This window comes from bacterium (assembly GCA_026129405.1).
Classification (GTDB): domain Bacteria; phylum Desulfobacterota; class Binatia; order DP-6; family DP-6; genus JAHCID01.
On sequence record JAHCID010000004.1, the window covers coordinates 128,204 to 143,821 of the forward strand.

Genomic DNA, 15,618 nt, shown 5'->3' on the forward strand with positions numbered 1-15,618 from the left:
GCTGGGACACGCTCCACCCGCGGCGACCGCCTTCGCCTCCAGCCTCGGCCACTTGGCGTCGTACTTCGTCAGGCACTTCTGGAGCGCGGTCGCGCGCGCCGCCACATCGGCCGTCAGGGCGAACTTCGCCTCCGCCTTCTGCCGGCAGGAGGCGTACTTCGCAGCCTCGTCGGGTGACGTGGCAACGGTGACGCTGCCGGCCATCCACTGGAGCGCGCTCGGCAAGAACACGCTCGTGGGCGGCCAGGCACCTTCAAGGGCGCGCGCAGCTCGCCCGCGCCGGCGGAGTGTCCGGGGATGCCGGACGGCGGTTCGCCGAGCGGCGCGTTCCTGAGCGCACGCTGAGTCGGCTGGCCATGCGTTGCTAATGCGACAAAATATGCGTTAAGGAAACCCCCATGCCCGAGAAAGTTCGTCGCCCGGGCGGGCGAACCGCCGACGTCAGCGGCCGTGTCGCCGATGCGACCCTCGCCCTCCTCGCGCAGGGCGGCTTCCACGCGTGCACGTTCCAGGCGGTCGCCGCCGCAGCGGGCGTGAACCGCTCCACGCTCTACCGCCGCTGGCCCACGGAGGCGGCGATGGTGCTCGATGCGATCGCAGCGATCGTCGACGCCGAGATCGTCGTTGCCGACACCGGCTCGCTCGCGGGCGATCTCCGAGCCGCGCTCCGCCGGCTCGCCGCCTTCCTCGACTCGCCGGTAGGGCGCGCGTCGATCAGTGCGGCGCTGCATCTCGAGGCCGACGCCGCGACGCTCGCCCAGCGCCGGCGGCTCTGGGCACGTCGCTGGACGGCGATCGCACCCGTCTTCGCCCGTGCGCGGGCACGCGGCGAGCTGGCCGCCGGCGTCGACGAGGCAGCGCTGCTCGCCGCCGGCGCGGGCGCGCTCTACTTCCGCGTCATCGTCTCGGCGGAGCCGCTCGACGCGAGGTGGATCCGAACCGTCGCCGGGTTGGTCGCGCGCGCGGCGGGCGGGTGATGGACCCTGCCTGACGGGACGATCCACGGCTTCGTGCGATGGCAACGGGGCGCATGGCCGCTCGACTGCCCACCATCGGCGAGGCGCTGGTACCCGTCGTCGCGCGCACCCACCCGAGCACCAGCCGCTCCTCGTGGCGATGGCCGAGCGCCTCGCGGCGGCGCGCTATCGCGAGTGGGCCGCGGCCGACGCGAATCACGCCGCCGTGCTGCGGGCGTGCGCCGATCGGGAGGAGGACATCGCCGCCCGCCGGATCGCGCCCGCCAGGCGGCAGCGGTGGCCGAGGCGCTCCGCGGGGGCCCCCGCTACGACATCGAGTATCGCGGCATTCGTCCGGACGGCGAGCTGCGCTTCCTCCACGGCCACGTCCTCTGGTCGACGGCGACGATCACGGCCGACGGCGGCGTCGCGCCCTGCAAACGGCACCTTCTAATCCCGACGACGACATGGGCCGGATCGATCCCGCGGCGCCCGCGGAGAGCCTCCTCGCCGTCTGGAACGGCCCACGCTATCGCGCTGCGCGCCGCTTCTTCCAGGCGCGCACCGGCACACCGGCGGAACGCACGCAGGTCTGCTTCGACTGTCCGAACACACGGGGGTGGGAGGACTGGCAGCGCCACCGCACGGCCGGCGGCACCGCCGGCTCCTACCGCAGCCCGTTCTCGACGAACGACGTCTGGAGCTACTTCTGGCAGCGCACGCCCGGCGCCCGACGTGCGCACGGGCGACCGGACGGCGCGGGCAGCCGTCCGCGCTTCCTGAGCGCGGCGAGACAGCCGTCCGTTCCCGCACCGTGTAGCCGCCAGTCGAGTGGGCTGGTCGGTATCCGGCGAGGTCGGTCCGTTGCCATCGTCTCCCCCGGAGCGGTAGCCGACACCCGCGCCGATGATCGAGTGCAGCGCCTCGGTATGCTCTAGGCTGGCTGCGTACACCTCGATCGCGTAGCCGGCTCGACAGATCTCTCGACGAGCTCGCCTTCTGCACATCGTCTCTACCGACGGAGGCCACCCGATGAACGCCGACGAGCGCGATATCCGCGACCTGCACTCCACCTGGATCGCCGCGGTCAACGCGGGCGATCTCGCCCCATTGCTCGGCCTGATGACCGGCGACGTCGTGTTGCTGAATCCGGGGGAGGAGCCGCTCGGCCGGGAGGGGTTCTCCGCCAACTTCTCGGCCGCTCACAGACAGGTGCTGATCCGTTGCACCAGCGAGCTGGAAGACGTCGCGATCGTTGGCGCGGTCGCGTACGCGTGGAGCCGGGACGCATTGTCCGTGACGCCGCGCACCGGCGGAGAAGCGACGCGTCTCGCCGGCCATCGCCTGACGATCTATAGAAAGCAGGCCGACGGCCGCTGGCTCCTCGCCCGCGATGCCCACACCTTGGCTCCAGTCACGGAGCCGAGATCGTAGCGGCGCGCTTCGGCCGACGCCGTCGTGCCGCGCCGGCGCGGCACGTGCCGCCCCCCGAGTCATCCCGCACCTGGGGAGCATTGACAGTCCCCGGCGCGGCGCCTAGCCGTGAGGCATCGGCGCGAGCAATGAACGGGACTCGCCCTGGCCACGGTATCGCATCGATCGCTGCGCATGCGCGCAGCCCGCCCGGCGGTCGGCGCGCGCAGTGACCGCCGCGGAATCCCGACGACTCGGGTGCGCGCGGCGTCTCGGCACCCCGCGGCTCAACGCATCTTCGCGCCCGGCACCGGCGTCAGCCCGGACAGGTCCCGCGCCACGACCGTGTTGCGATCCGACACGCTCGCCCCGAGCGAGAACTGCGGCCACAAGCCGAGGATCTCCTGCCGGCTGCGCTCGCTCCACCGTCGCGCGAGGCGGCTGCGCGTCTTGTGGAAGTTCATGGCAAAGCCGCCGGTGTAGAGCCGCAGCAGCGAGAAGCCTCCCGGGTACTCCTTGCACGCCGCCACCTCCTGCATGGTGACGTTCGGCGCCGCGGCGCTGATCGTGCGCTTGTTGCGATGCGTGTGGCCGGCATGGTGCAGGAAGAGTCCGGGCGTGCCGGCGTAGTCGGAGAGGAGCGTGGCCACCTGCGCCGGCTCGAGCGTGTTGCTCGCCGAGGTGGGGAACGGCGACTGCTCCACGATGAGCGGGTGGTGGCCGAAGACGATCGTCGGCTGGTCGCGCGCCCGTCCGAGCTCGTCGCGGAACCAGGCGAGCTGTTCGCCCGAGAGCGCGCCCGCGTCGTTGCCCCGGCCGGGCTTGTCGTAGGTGTCGAGCCCGAGGATGCGGAGCCCCTGGAGCTCGCGGGCGAAGTACCCGGGCTCGCCGGCGGGGAAGAACCGGTCCTGGAAGCAGTCGTGACCCTGCCACCGGCCGATGCGGCAGGCCGCATACTCCTCGCCGTCGTGCGCGCGGTCGTGGTTGCCGCGCGTGACGAACCAGTGGCGGCGGTAGCGGCCGAAGCGCCGGAGAAGCTTGCCGGCACGGCTGAGATCGACCGGGGCGGCCTCGGCGGTGATGTCGCCCGCCGCGAGCAGGAACGACGCGCCGAGACGGGTGGCGTCGTGGACCAGGGCCCGGAGCATGACCTCGGGATAGGGCGGCAGCCCTGGCTCCTGCTGGATGCCGGTGATCGGCGTGCCGCCGACGAGCCCCGCGGTCGTCTCGCCGACGTGCAGGTCGTTGCAGAGCGCGACGGAGAAGAGGAAGCGCCCGGGCGGCGGCTGCGGCGCGGTGAAGGCGTACGGGCCGCCCGTCGTGAGTCCGTAGCCGGACGTGCCGACCGCGTTGCCGGCGATCAGCGTGAAGGGCGTCGGCGTCGCGGGGAGATCGTTGGAGCGCGCCTGATAGTAGTAGGTCTCGCCCGGCTCGAGCCCACGGAGCTCGACGTAGTGGTACGGCGTGTCGCGCCAGCGATCGACGGCGATGCGCGTCAGCCGCTGCGGATCGGTGCCCCAGTAGACGACCCCGTCGGCCGGCGCGGGCTCCATGCGCCCGAGCCCGTCGTCGGTGCCGGTGTAGCCGGTGTACCAGGTGATGATCGCCCGCTGCTCGGTGAGGGTGACGAGCTCGAGGTTGACCGCCGAGATGGGCCCGCGCCGGCTGCGCGCGGCGGCGACGCCGTTGTCGAAGAGGCGGCGCGTGAAGAGCGGCGACGCGGCCGCGACGGCGGTCCAGCGCAGGAAGTGGCGGCGGGTGAAGTCACAGCCCGGCATCGCGGTGACCTCCGGGGCGCCGATCGGGCGTCGTGGCGTGGGCGGCGTGTGGGGCTACGGCGTGCATGGGCCGCATGGAGTGCCCCGGCCATCCCCAAGGGGTCAATGCGCCCGCGCGCGATTCGGTGATTCTTCACGCCGGTGTCGCGGAGGCGTCGCCTGGCGGCCCACGCGACGCTCACCCGAGGGCGTCGACACGGGGTGGGGGCGCGAGTCCATCCGCGTGCTCGACGCGGGGACGGTCGGCCGGAGCGTCACGCTCGACCTCGGAGACCGGCGGATCGGTCAACGCCTTCGAGCGCATCGGTCGCCCCAGAAGCTCGAGTGCTGCCGGCGGTCGTCTCAGCCCGACTCGTCTCGGCGAGGCTTCCGCGATGGGGCGTCGGCGCGCGCGCGGGTGATCGTCCGCACGGCGATCCCTGTGCGCTTCTCGCACCAGCCGTGCCGCGTCGTCCCTGCGGTTACCTGTGACGCCCGACGCGAGGTCTTTCGCAGCCGCAGACCTGTCGAGCGGTGCAGGCAAAAGGCGGTGCCAGCCACACATCAAGCTTGGCCGCAGGCTCGCTCTCGTGGTAGCGGCATGGCCGGCCGGAAACGGCCTGGGTCGATCGGCGGTCCCTCTCCGGTCCTCTCCGGGCCGCCCGGGCGGCCCGTCCCACGTCAGCCACCAGGAAGGAACGAAAGAGTCCCATGCGCATCCTCCCCACCCTCGTCCTCTCGCTCGCGCTCGGCACCACCGCCCACGCCGCGGCTCTCCTCGGCTCGGGCCCCATGGGTATGGTCAACGGCACCACCGACTCGTGCCTCGTCGCCAACATCAACCCCAAGGACCTCGCCGAGGTGACCGTCTCCATCATGAAGAGCGGCTCGTCCTTCCCCGAGGTCAGTACGACCTGCGCCCCGCTGGCGCCGAACACCCACTGCGGATTCCAGAGCAACGCCGTCGGCGGCGGCGTGCGGTTCTGCACCGTCACCGTGAAGGGGAGCCCGAAGGCGATCCGCGGCGAGTTCTGCGACGTGACGGCCGGGCGCTGCACGTCGATCCGCTGAGGTTCGAAGCCCCGCGGTCGACGATGTGGAGTCGCGAACCGCTGCAAGCGGCGGCGTGCTGCTGCGCGCCGCGCGCCTACGCGGCGGGCGCCGGATCGCCTCCGGCCGCGCGCGCCGCCTTGCGCGCCGCCCAGCGCTCGCTGGCGTTCTGGCAGACGACGTAGAACACCGGCACGAACACCACCGACAGCAGCGTCGACGTGATCATGCCGCCGAACACGGCCGTGCCGAGCGCCCGGCGGCTGGCTGCGCCCGCCCCCGACGCGATCACCAGCGGATAGACGCCGAGGATGAACGCGAACGACGTCATCAGGATGGGGCGGAAGCGCAGACGCGCCGCCTCGATCGTCGCCTCGACCACCGACAGCCCCTTGGCGCGGTGCTCGCGCGCGAACTCGACGATGAGGATGGCGTTCTTGCTCGCCAGCGCGATCAGGAGGACGACGCCGATCTGCGTGTAGACGTTGTTGTCCATGCCGCGCAGCGCAACCGCGATGACCGTGCCGAGGAGCGCGAGCGGCACGACCAGCACGACCGCGGCGGGGCTGGTCCAGCTCTCGTACTGGGCCGCCAGCACGAGGAAGACGAGCAGGACGGCGAGGGCGAAGATCATCGTCGCCTCGCCGCCGACGCGCTTCTCCTGGAACGAGATGCCCGTCCACTCGATGCCCATCTCCCTGGGCAGCTTCGCGGCAGCCATCTCCTCCATCAGCTCGAGCGCCTGGCCCGAGCTGTAGCCCGGCGCCGCCTCGCCGGTGATCGCCGCCGAAGGGTAGAGGTTGTAGCGGGTGAGGATCTGCGGGCCGACCGTGTCGCGCACGTCGACCAGCGTGCCGAGCGGCAGCATCTGGCCGGTGTCGTTGCGGACCTCGAGACGACGGATGTCCCCGGCGTGCAGGCGGTACTGCGGCGCCGCCTGCACGCGCACCTGATAGGTGCGGTCGTAGAGGTTGAAGTCGTTGACGTACGCCGAGCCGAGATAGGTCTGGAGCGTGTTGAACACCGACGTCAGCGGTACGCCGATCGACTTGGCCTTCACGCGGTCGACGTCGGCGAAGATCTGCGGCACGGCGGCGCGGAAGGTCGAGTTGAGCGCCGCCAGGCTGGTCTGCGTATGCCCGTCGCGGACCATCTCGTCGGTCATCTGCTGCAGCGCCATGAGGCCGACGCCGCCGCGATCCTCGAGCTGGAGCTGGAAGCCGCCCGCCGTGCCGAGGCCGCGGATCGAAGGCGGCGGGAACACGAACGTGATGCCGTCCTCGATCTTGGCGAACTCGTGGCGCAGGTGGCCCACGATCGCGTCCTGGCTCAGCGCGGGGTCGGTCCGCTCCTCCCAGGGGGCGAAGACGATGTAGATGGCGGCCGCGTTGGACGCCGTGGCGTTGTCGAGGATCGAGCGGCCGCCGACGATGTTCCAGTTCACGACGCCCTTCGTGTTGGCGAGGATGTCGTTCATCTTGCGCGTCGCGGCGTGCGTGCGCGCCTGGGAGGCGGCGTCGGGGAGCTGGATGCCCGAGATGACGTAGCCCTGGTCTTCGACCGGCAGGAACCCGGTCGGCAGCCCGCGGAAGCCCCACAGCGTGACGCCGAGCAGGACGAGAAACGCGAGCATCACCAGCCGCGTGTGCGCGACGAGGTACTCGACGAGCCGCACGTAGCGATCCTCGACGCGCGCGTAGACGCGGTTGAAGGCGCGGAAAAACGCGTTCTTCTTCTTGCCGGCGGTCGGGCGCAGGTAGACGGCGCACTGCGCGGGTTTCAGCGTGAGGGCGTTGACGGCGCTGATGATCGCGGTGATTGCGATCGTCATGGCGAACTGCCGGTAGAGCTGCCCGGTGATGCCGCCGAGGAACGTCGCGGGCAGGAACACTGCCATCAGCACGAAGGTGATGCCCATGACCGGGCCGGTCACCTCGTCCATGGCGCGGATGGTGGCCTCGCGCGGCGACACGCCGTCGGCCTCGATGTGGTGCGACGCGTTCTCGACGATGACGATGGCGTCGTCGACGACGATGCCGATGGCGAGGACCAGCCCGAACAGCGTCAGCAGGTTCACCGTGAAGCCGAAGGCGGCGAGGCCGGCGAACGCGCCGATGATGGTGACCGGGACGGTCGTCGCCGGCACCAGCACCGCGCGCCAGTCCTGGAGGAAGATGAGGATGACGATCAGGACGAGGATGCCGGCCTCGACCAGCGTCCGGTACACCTCGTGGATCGCCTGCGAGACGAAGAGCGTGGTGTCGAACGGGATGTCGTAGACGAGGCCGTCGGGGAAGCTCTTCTGCATGTCGGCCATCGCGGCGCGGATGCGCGTGGCGACGTCGAGCGCGTTGGCGCCCGGGAGCTGGAAGATGGCGATGCCGGCGGCGGGCTTGCCGTTCTTCTCGAAGAACGTGTCGTACGTCTGGCCGCCCAGCTCGACCCGGGCGATGTCGCGCAGGCGCGTGATGCGGTCGCCGTCCGTCTTCACGATGATGTCCTCGAACTGCTTCGTGCTCTCGAGGCGGCCGAGGACGTTGACGACGAACTGGAAGGTCTGCGTGTCCGGGGCGGGCGGCGCGCCGACCTGGCCGGCAGGCACCTGGACGTTCTGCTCCTGGATGGCGGCGATGACGTCGCCGGTGGTGAGCGTGCGCGACTTCAGCTGCTGCGGGTCGAGCCAGACGCGCATGCTGTACTGCGCCGCGCCGAAGACGTTGACCGCGCCGACGCCGGGCACGCGCGAGAGCACGTCGCGCACGCGCAGCGTCGCGAAGTTCGACAGGAAGAGCGCGTCGTAGCGGTCGTCGGGCGAGGTCAGCACGACGAACTGGATGATGTTCGTCGACTGCTTCTGCGTGACGATGCCCTGGCGCTGCACGTCGTCGGGCAGCAGCGGCTCGGCGATGGCGACGCGGTTCTGGACCAGCACCTGGGCGATGTCGAGGTCGACGCCGACGTCGAACGTGACCGTCAGATTGTACGAGCCGTCGCTGGCGCTGACCGAGGACATGTAGAGCATGCCCTCGACGCCGTTCACCTGCTGCTCGATCGGCGCGGCGACCGTGTCGGCGACGACCTGGGCGTTGGCGCCGGGATACGTCGTCGACACCTGCACCGTGGGCGGCGTGATCTCCGGGTACTGCTCGATCGGCAGCGTGCGCAGCGTCACGAGGCCGAAGATGATCGTCACGATCGCGATGACGTTCGCGAAGATCGGACGGTCGATGAAGAAGCGGGAGATCATCGTGTGGCTTGGGTCGGGTCGACCGGCGGCGGCGCCTCGATGGCGACCAGCTTCGGCTTCACCGGCGCGCCGGCGCGGGCGCGCTGGAGGCCGTTCACGACCACGCGGTCGGTGGGCTCGATGCCCTCCTCGATGATGCGCAGCTGGCCGACGAGCGTGCCGGTGCGGACGCGCTTGAACTGCACGATGTCCTCGCCGTCGACCGTGAGGAGGAAGGGGCCGCCCAGATCGGCGCCGAGCGCGGCGTCGGGCACGAGCAGGGCGTGGGCCCGGGTCCGCGGCAGGCGGACGCGCACGAAGAGGCCGGGGACGATCTGCCGGTTCGGGTTCGGGAAGACGGCGCGCAGCTCGAACGTGCCGGTGCTCGGATCGACGCGGTTCGAGCTGTAGTCGAGCGTGCCCTGGTGCGGGAAGCCGTCGTCGGTGAGGAGGCCGAGGTAGGCCGGGTTGCGCGTGCCTTCGGGAACGGCGGTGAGGCCGCGGCGCTCGAGGTCGCGGTACTCGAGGAGGTCGCGCTCGCTCACCTCGAAGTAGGCGTAGATCGGGTCCTGCGTCACGATGGTCGCGAGGGCGGTGGCCTCGCCGGCGCCGACGAGGTTGGCGACGTCGACGTAGTTGCGGTCGATGAGCCCGCCGATGGGCGCGTGGACGTGGGTGTAGTCGAGGTTCAGCTGCGCGGCGGCGAGCGTCGCCTTGGCCTGGGCGGCGTTGGCGACGGCGAGGTCGCGCGCCTGCGTCTTCTGGACGAGGTCGGTCCGGCTGCCGGCGTTGCGCTCGAAGATATTCTGGGTGATGTCGAGCTGCTCCTGCGCCGCCTTCGCCTGCGCCTCCATGCCGGCGAGGACGGCGCGCGCTTCGGCGACCCGCGCCTCGTAGAGCTGGGGCTCGATGACGAAGAGGAGGTCGCCCTTCTTCACCTCGGTGCCGGGCGTGAAGTTGATGCTGTCGAGGAAGCCGGCGACGCGCGCGCGCAGCTCGACCGAGGCGATCGCGACCGTGTGGCCGGTGAACTCGGACCACGTCGTCACCTCCTGGGCGACGGGCAGGCCGACCTCGACCTCCGGCGGGGGCGGGGGCGCGTACTGGTTGCCGCCGCCGCACGCCGCCGCGAGCAGCAGCACGAGCGCGACGAGCCCGCGCGCTACCACTGCGGCCACCACCACCGGAAGTCGGACCAGGGGCGGTCGGGCTCGAGGTCGCGCTCCGCCTGGTCGACGTCCGCCTCCTGCTCCGCGGGGTCGAGCATGCTCCCGTACCACGTGCGTGCGCGCATGGCGTCCTTCGTCTCCTCCGGGATCAGCGGGCGGCCTTCACGCTGCTGCCAGCCGCCGCCCAGCGCCTTGTACAGATTGACCACCGCGAGCGTCAGGGTGCCGCGCTGGTTGGCCAGGCGATCGTCGGACGTCAGTTTCGCCTGCTGCGTGTCGAGGACGCGCGTGTAGTCCGTGGCGCCCTCGCGATACTGGATGATCGACAGCTCGACGGCGCGGTTCGCCGCCGTGACGCTGCGCTCGAGGATCGCCACCGCGGCGGCGCCGCGCACGTAGCCGATGAGCGCGTCCTCGACCTCCTGCTGCGCGCGCAGCACCGTGTCCTCGTACACCGCGACCAGCGCCTGGAACGCCGCGTCCTGGGCGCGGACGTTGTTGATCAGGCGGCCGTAGTTGAAGATCGGCCACTCGAACGTCGGGCCGCCCACGGCCGCGAACGAGCGGCCGGCGAACAGCTCGGCCGCCTGCTCGGCGCTGAGGCCGACGCTGCCGCTCAGCGAGAGGCGTGGGAACAGGTCGGCCTTGGCGACGCCGATGTTCGCGCTCGCGGCGGCGAGCTGGCGCTCGGCTCGGCGGATGTCCGGCCGGCGCTGGAGCAGCTCGCTCGGGATGCCGACCGCGATCGTCGGCGGCACGCTCGGGATCGGGCCGGGCTCGAGGATGTCGGCGAGCTCGCCGGGCGGAAGGCCGACGAGCGCGCAGAGCGCATCCTCGGCCTGGCGGCGGAGCACCTGGAACTGCGGGATCGTGGCCTCGGTGTCGCGCAGGAGGTTCGTCGCCTGCTGGACGTCGAGCTCCGAGGTGCCGCCGGCCTCGAAGCGGATGCGCGCGATGTCGAGCGCGTCCTGCTGCACGGCCACGTTGGCGCGCGCGATGGCGAGGCGGTCGTCGGCGAGGCGCAGCTGCACGTAGGTGGCGGCGACGTCGCCGAGGAGGCTCACGAGGGCGTCGTCGTAGTCGGCGAGGGTCGCGAGCAGCTCGGCGTCGGCGGCCTCGATGCCGCGGCGGAACCGGCCCCACAGGTCCACCTCCCAGGCCGCGTCGAAGCCGAGGTTCCAGACGTCGATGTTGTTGTCGATGCCGGGCGTGCTGCCGAACCCGAAGGCGTTGCGGCTGAGGACCTGGCGTTGATAGCCGCCGTTCAGCTCCTGCGTCTGTGGATAGAGGCCGCCGATGGCGATGCCGCGCTGGGCCTGCGACTGGACCACGCGGAGCGCGGCGGCGCGCAACGAGCGGTTGTTGGCGACGGCGCGGACGATCAGGTCGTTCAGGATCGGGTCCTGGAAGACCTCCCACCACAGCTCCGCCCGCGTGGGATCGTGGCGAACGGCGGGGCCGTCGTCGATCCAGTCGTCGGCCACCGGGGCCGTCGGGCGGAGGTAGTCCGGTCCGACCATGCAGCCCGAGACTCCCATCGTCGCGAGCGCCATGGCGACGGCCGTGAGCACCGTTCCGCGTGCTCTTCGCTGCCCGCCTCGCATGCGCCGAGGCCGGACATATGGGACGGTCAGGGTGAAGGGAAGGGGCTACTCGCGGAGGACGACGTCGAGGGCGAACCGCAGTCGCTTCAGCTGCCGGCCGAGCGCGTTGTGGTGGATGTTCCGCCGCAGCGCCACCAGCACCTTGCGCTCCATGCGGTAGCGGAGCGGCGCCTTGGCGCGCACCGGCGCCGGCGAGCCGGCGGCAGCGGCCAGCTGCGCGACGATCTTCTCGCGCGCATAGCCGAGCGTCTCGAGATCGACCGGATCGAGCTGCTCGAGCACCTGCGAGACCAGCGCCAGCGTCTGCGGGTTGGAGGCGATCTCGGCCGCCCACTTCGATACCGAGGACGTCACTGGACGCGAGTGCTGCTGCACGCCGACGGGGTCGCCGAGGCCTTTGAACGCCTCGCCGCTCTCGCCGTAGCTGATCGCCTTCTCCTCGAACGGCACGCCCAGGTAGTCGCAGACGCGGCGGAAGTGGGTCTCGGGGTCCTTCACCAGCTCCTCGTACTTCACCCACACGAGCGGCACGGGCTGGTCGCGTACGAAGGCGGCGAGCGCCGGCACGTAGCGCTGGAGGATCGGGTTGTGCGCGAGCGCGGCGTGATAGTCGCCGTCGAAGAACGACTCGACGTACGAGGACAGAACCGCGAGCGGGTGGCGCGTCAGGACGACGTACTTCGCGTGCGGGTAGAGCTTCGCGAGGAAGGGCAGGACGAGGCCGTAGGCCGGTGTCTTGTCGAGGAAGAAGCGCTTACCGGCCGGCGCCGTCTCCATCATCTGTGCATACAGCGAGTCGGTGTAGGCCCGTAGGGCGTCGAGGTAGCCCTGCTCGCCGCGGGGGATCTCGTCGACGATCTCCTTGATGGCCTGCTCGGCGTTGAAGGGATCGTACGGCGCCTTCTGCACGTTGCCGTAGAAGCCGAGGTGCGCGATCGGCGTGATGAGGTGGGGCTCGGCCCGCCCGTAGATCAGCGAATGGGCCGAGAGCATGCGCGCGAGCAGCGTCGTCCCCGAACGGGGGGCGCCGATCAGGAAGATGAGCCGGTCCTGCATGGCAGGTGCCAATGTGCCGGGGGGGCGGCTGGGTGTCCACCAGCAGGGCGCGGGGGCTGCCGTCATTGCGATTCGACTTGCACGCATGGCGTCGATCTGTGGATGCATGGCCATGTATTGGCCCACCCCACTCGGGTTCTTCGTGGTGGTGATGTTGCTCGTTGTCCGTCCGGCCGGCGCGCGCGAGATCGTCGTCGGCGATCCGAGTGACGCCCTGGGCGAGGCCGTCGACGCCTGCCGCGAGGGGGCCTCGACGCGCTGTACCCTGCGGGCGGTGGTCACGGTCGCCAACGAGGATCCCGACGTCGTGGTGCTCCGTGTGGTCGGCGCGAGGTTGGAGCGGACCGGCGCGGCCGAGGATGGCAACGAGGTCGGCGATCTCGACGTCGCCCACGACCTCACGATCCGTGCAGGCCTCCCCGGCGCGACCATCGACGGCGGCGACCGGATGCGGCTCCTGGAGGTGTTGTCGGGAACGCTACGCATCGAGAACGTCGTACTGCGCAACGGTCTCACGGAGACCCAGGCGGGGAGCCCGTGCAGCGGTGAGGGGGCGCGGTCTGTACGCGTGCGGGGACCCGCCTCGAGCTGATCGGCGTGCTCGTCGAGTCCAACGCGGCAGCCACCTCCAGCAGCGGCGGCATCGGCCTCGACGGCGGTGCGCTGCTGCTGGTCGACGGCACGGTCGAGGCCAACGTCGCCGCGGGGTCGGTCGGCGGTGGTATCGGCACGAGCCGGGAGGCGACGGTCCAGCTGGAACGCAGCGCGGTCGTCGGCAACGAGGCCGCGGTCGACGGCGGCGGCATCTTCGTCACCGGCCGAGGGATCGTCGCGCGGAACACGACGATCAGCGGCAACGAGGCGACCGCGGGACGCGGAGGCGGCATCGCTCTCGACGGGCCCCGCCGGCGCGTCTCAACAACGTCACCATCACCCGCAACAAGGCCCCGGCCGGCACGGGCGGCGGGCTCTTCGCCGCCGCGACGGCCACCGGCGTCGCCGTCGGCAACACGCTGCTCGTCGACAACCAGCCCGACGATTGTGCAGGCACGCTCACGGCATTCGCGCCCAACCTGGTGCAGACGCGCGGCACATGCACCGTCCTCGGCGTGAAGGCCGCCGACGGCGGCACGAAGCTCGCCGATCTCGCCGGCCGGCCGCCGGCGCATCCGCTGGTCGACGATCCGGCCGTGCCGGCGAACAAGAGGCCGGCGATCGGCCGCGGCGACCCCGCCTCCTGCGAGGTGCTGGATCAGCGCAAAGGCACCCGGGTGCACGAGGCCAGCGGCGACACCGCGTGCGATCTGGGCGCGCTCGAGTTCCTGCTCGACGGCGACGGCGTGCCGGACCGCGACGATTCGTGCCCGGAGGTGAAGAACCTCGGTCGCGACGACGACCCGCTCGACCCGACCGATCCCGAGAGCCCGACCGTGGGCGACGGCATCGACGACGCCTGCGACCCGATCCGCGGGTCCGCGCCATCGGCGGTTCGTTCGGCGACGACGACGACGGCGACGGCTTCGTCAATTGGCGCGATCGCTGTGCGGACACCCTCGATTCCCGGGAAGTGCCCGAGTGCGTGGTGGTGGAACGCGTGGTCGATGCCAAGGCTGCTCTCCGCAGCAGTCCTGCGACTGCCACTTCCTCGTGAAGCCGACGGCGGACGATCCCGACGGGCTGCCGCGGAAGGGCCGCCGGCACTGGCGCCGCTGCGTGCGCAAGGCGCTGCACCAGGCGCCATGCCGTTGACGCCTACGATCGAGCGTTCGCTTGACCGTCGAAACGAGCCCGTGTTAGCCGCCGGACCTTCACACTCGAACGTTCTCGGAGGGTCCGGATGAGCAAGCTTCTCGAAGGCAAGGTCGCGGTCGTTACGGGTGCGGGACGCGGCATCGGCCGCGGCATCGCGCTGGCGCTGGCGCGCGAAGGCGCGAAGGTGGTCGTGAACGACATCGGCTGCGGCACCGACGGCCGTGGCACCGACGCCGATCCGGCGGCCGTCGTCTGCAAGGAGATCGCGGAGCTCGGCAGCGAGGCGGCCCCGAACTACGACAGCGTCGCCGAGTACGAGAGCGCCGGGAACATCGTCAAGACGGCGCTCGACAAGTGGGGCCGCTGCGACATCCTCGTCAACAACGCCGGCATCCTGCGCGACAAGCAGCTCGTCAACATGAGCTGGGAGGACTTCGACGACGTCCTCAAGGTGCACCTCTACGGCGGCTTCAACTGCTGCCGGCACGCGCTGCCGGTGATGCGTGAGCAGAAGTACGGGCGCATCATCAACATCGTCTCCAGCGCCGGCCTGCGCGGCAACTTCGGCCAGGCGAACTACGGCGCCGCCAAGGCCGGTCTCATGGGGCTCACGTTCGTGATCGCGGTCGAGCACATGAAGGGCAACGCCGAGGGCAAGTACTCGATCACCGCCAACGCGATGGCGCCCGCGGGCATGACCCGCATGGTCGGCCAGATCCCCGGCATGGAGGGCCGTCCGGTCCCGCCGGAGATGAACCCCGATCTCAACGGGCCGATCGTCGCGTACCTCGGGTCGGAACAGGCGAAGCACGTGAACGGCCAGGTCTTCGGCCGCCGCGGCTTCGCCTACACGCTCTTCCAGACGCCGAAGCCGCTCGCCGCCATGTTCAAGGAAGGCGGTTGGGAGGCCGGCGAGATCGCGAAGAACTTCGACGCCGCGTTCTTCGACCACCTGAACGTGCCCGGCATCCCGATGTCGCCCGCGATGAAGGAGGCGGCCGCCAAGGCCGCCGCCGCGAAGGCGGAGAAGAAGGGATAGGGGCCGTGGCGGCGCGCGGGTTCTCCCACGTCGGGCTCTCCACCCTCGACCTGGACGCCACGCGCGCCTTCTACGAGGGGGTCCTCGGATTCCGCGCCGTCCGCTGCGATACGATGGAGTTCGAGGAGGGCGGCCGCATCCGGCACGTCTTCTTCGACCTCGGCGACGGCCAGCTGATCGCCTTCATGGAGCCCGGGGGCATCCCCGGGTTCCCCGAGTACGACCCGGGCATCAACCGCGGTCTCGGCGTGCCGGAGGCGTTCTACCACTTCGCGTTCGAGGTCGAGTCCGAGGCCGCGCTGCTCGCCAGGCGCGCCCACCTGCTGTCGAAGGGCGTCAAGGTCACGCCCGTCGTCGACCACGAGTGGATGCAGTCGATCTACTTCAAGGACCCGAACGGCCTCATGCTCGAGTACGCATGGACGTCGCGCGCGCTGACGGCCGACGACGCGGTGATGCAGGTCCGCGAGCGCCTGTCGCTGCGGCAGCGCTCCCCGGTCACCGACTTCCGCGACAGGTAACGCGCCGTTGCGGCGCCGCGTTGCGCCGCCCGCGTCGGCGCGTGATGCGGCGGCCACGGCGCGACGGCGCGCGGC

Annotated in this window: 14 protein-coding genes; 9 read left to right on the forward strand and 5 right to left on the reverse strand. The window is 71.0% G+C overall.

All coding sequences use genetic code 11. The features are described from left to right. Positions 1–398: 398 nt before the first annotated feature. The 3 genes from KIT14_16225 (at position 399) to KIT14_16235 (ending at position 2,390) form a co-directional block, all read left to right on the forward strand. Positions 399–977 carry a TetR/AcrR family transcriptional regulator gene (locus tag KIT14_16225; protein MCW5892071.1) on the forward strand — a complete coding sequence of 193 codons (579 nt, stop codon included), beginning with the start codon at positions 399–401 and terminating at the stop codon, positions 975–977. 446 nt (positions 978–1,423) lie between these two features. Next, positions 1,424–1,894 (forward strand): hypothetical protein, encoded by a 471-nt coding sequence (locus tag KIT14_16230; GenBank protein ID MCW5892072.1) that lies wholly within the window; start codon positions 1,424–1,426, stop codon positions 1,892–1,894. Between the two features lie 94 nt (positions 1,895–1,988). Continuing rightward, positions 1,989–2,390 carry an SgcJ/EcaC family oxidoreductase gene (locus KIT14_16235; GenBank protein MCW5892073.1) on the forward strand — a complete coding sequence of 134 codons (402 nt, stop codon included), beginning with the start codon at positions 1,989–1,991 and terminating at the stop codon, positions 2,388–2,390. 266 nt (positions 2,391–2,656) lie between these two features. On the opposite strand, the gene KIT14_16240 is transcribed toward KIT14_16235, so the two are convergent. After that, on the reverse strand, positions 2,657–4,147 hold the full coding sequence (locus KIT14_16240; protein MCW5892074.1) for a metallophosphoesterase family protein: 1,491 nt from the start codon (positions 4,145–4,147) through the stop codon (positions 2,657–2,659). Positions 4,148–4,837: 690 nt separating this feature from the next. Here KIT14_16240 and KIT14_16245 point away from each other — a divergent pair. Further along, positions 4,838–5,197, forward strand: a complete 360-nt coding sequence (locus KIT14_16245) for a hypothetical protein (protein MCW5892075.1) — start codon at positions 4,838–4,840, stop codon at positions 5,195–5,197. Between the two features lie 76 nt (positions 5,198–5,273). Here KIT14_16245 and KIT14_16250 read toward each other — a convergent pair whose 3' ends face one another. The 4 genes from KIT14_16250 to KIT14_16265 form a co-directional block, all read right to left on the reverse strand. Then, a complete protein-coding gene (locus tag KIT14_16250) occupies positions 5,274–8,423 on the reverse strand; it encodes a multidrug efflux RND transporter permease subunit (GenBank protein ID MCW5892076.1) in 3,150 nt (1,049 codons plus the stop codon). Next, positions 8,420–9,580: an efflux RND transporter periplasmic adaptor subunit gene (locus KIT14_16255; protein MCW5892077.1), complete on the reverse strand. Its 1,161-nt coding sequence runs from the start codon at positions 9,578–9,580 to the stop codon at positions 8,420–8,422. Before KIT14_16255 ends, KIT14_16250 begins: the two co-directional genes overlap by 4 nt. Next, on the reverse strand, positions 9,565–11,142 hold the full coding sequence (locus tag KIT14_16260) for an efflux transporter outer membrane subunit (GenBank protein MCW5892078.1): 1,578 nt from the start codon (positions 11,140–11,142) through the stop codon (positions 9,565–9,567). Before KIT14_16260 ends, KIT14_16255 begins: the two co-directional genes overlap by 16 nt. A gap of 78 nt (positions 11,143–11,220) precedes the next feature. Further along, positions 11,221–12,231 carry a sulfotransferase gene (locus KIT14_16265; protein MCW5892079.1) on the reverse strand — a complete coding sequence of 337 codons (1,011 nt, stop codon included), beginning with the start codon at positions 12,229–12,231 and terminating at the stop codon, positions 11,221–11,223. On the opposite strand from KIT14_16265, the gene KIT14_16270 reads away from it, so the two are divergent. Genes KIT14_16270 through KIT14_16290 form a run of 5 tightly spaced genes read left to right on the forward strand, consistent with a single transcriptional unit; the run spans position 12,230 to position 15,543 of the window. Further along, the gene (locus tag KIT14_16270) at positions 12,230–12,823 is read left to right on the forward strand and encodes a hypothetical protein (protein ID MCW5892080.1); all 594 of its coding nucleotides are present in this window, start codon (positions 12,230–12,232) and stop codon (positions 12,821–12,823) included. The two genes, KIT14_16265 and KIT14_16270, sit on opposite strands and share 2 nt — an antisense overlap. 5 nt (positions 12,824–12,828) lie before the next feature. Further along, the gene (locus KIT14_16275; GenBank protein MCW5892081.1) at positions 12,829–13,344 is read left to right on the forward strand and encodes a right-handed parallel beta-helix repeat-containing protein; all 516 of its coding nucleotides are present in this window, start codon (positions 12,829–12,831) and stop codon (positions 13,342–13,344) included. Next, entirely contained in the window at positions 13,308–14,072 is a 765-nt protein-coding gene (locus tag KIT14_16280) for a hypothetical protein (GenBank protein ID MCW5892082.1), read from the forward strand. The genes KIT14_16275 and KIT14_16280 overlap by 37 nt, the downstream gene beginning before the upstream one ends. Further along, a complete protein-coding gene (locus tag KIT14_16285) occupies positions 14,069–15,022 on the forward strand; it encodes an SDR family NAD(P)-dependent oxidoreductase (protein ID MCW5892083.1) in 954 nt (317 codons plus the stop codon). The genes KIT14_16280 and KIT14_16285 overlap by 4 nt, the downstream gene beginning before the upstream one ends. Positions 15,023–15,027: 5 nt before the next feature. After that, positions 15,028–15,543, forward strand: coding sequence for a VOC family protein (locus KIT14_16290; protein MCW5892084.1), 516 nt, complete (start codon positions 15,028–15,030; stop codon positions 15,541–15,543). Positions 15,544–15,618: the final 75 nt, after the last annotated feature.

Coding starts and splice junctions, on each gene's coding strand:
- KIT14_16245 (MCW5892075.1), top strand. CDS start 4,838: ATGCGCATCCTCCCCACCCTCGTCCTCTCGCTCGCGCTCGGCACCACC.
- KIT14_16270 (MCW5892080.1), top strand. CDS start 12,230: ATGGCAGGTGCCAATGTGCCGGGGGGGCGGCTGGGTGTCCACCAGCAG.
- KIT14_16225 (MCW5892071.1), top strand. CDS start 399: ATGCCCGAGAAAGTTCGTCGCCCGGGCGGGCGAACCGCCGACGTCAGC.
- KIT14_16230 (MCW5892072.1), top strand. CDS start 1,424: ATGGGCCGGATCGATCCCGCGGCGCCCGCGGAGAGCCTCCTCGCCGTC.
- KIT14_16250 (MCW5892076.1), bottom strand. CDS start 8,423: ATGATCTCCCGCTTCTTCATCGACCGTCCGATCTTCGCGAACGTCATC.
- KIT14_16285 (MCW5892083.1), top strand. CDS start 14,069: ATGAGCAAGCTTCTCGAAGGCAAGGTCGCGGTCGTTACGGGTGCGGGA.
- KIT14_16235 (MCW5892073.1), top strand. CDS start 1,989: ATGAACGCCGACGAGCGCGATATCCGCGACCTGCACTCCACCTGGATC.
- KIT14_16265 (MCW5892079.1), bottom strand. CDS start 12,231: ATGCAGGACCGGCTCATCTTCCTGATCGGCGCCCCCCGTTCGGGGACG.
- KIT14_16240 (MCW5892074.1), bottom strand. CDS start 4,147: ATGCCGGGCTGTGACTTCACCCGCCGCCACTTCCTGCGCTGGACCGCC.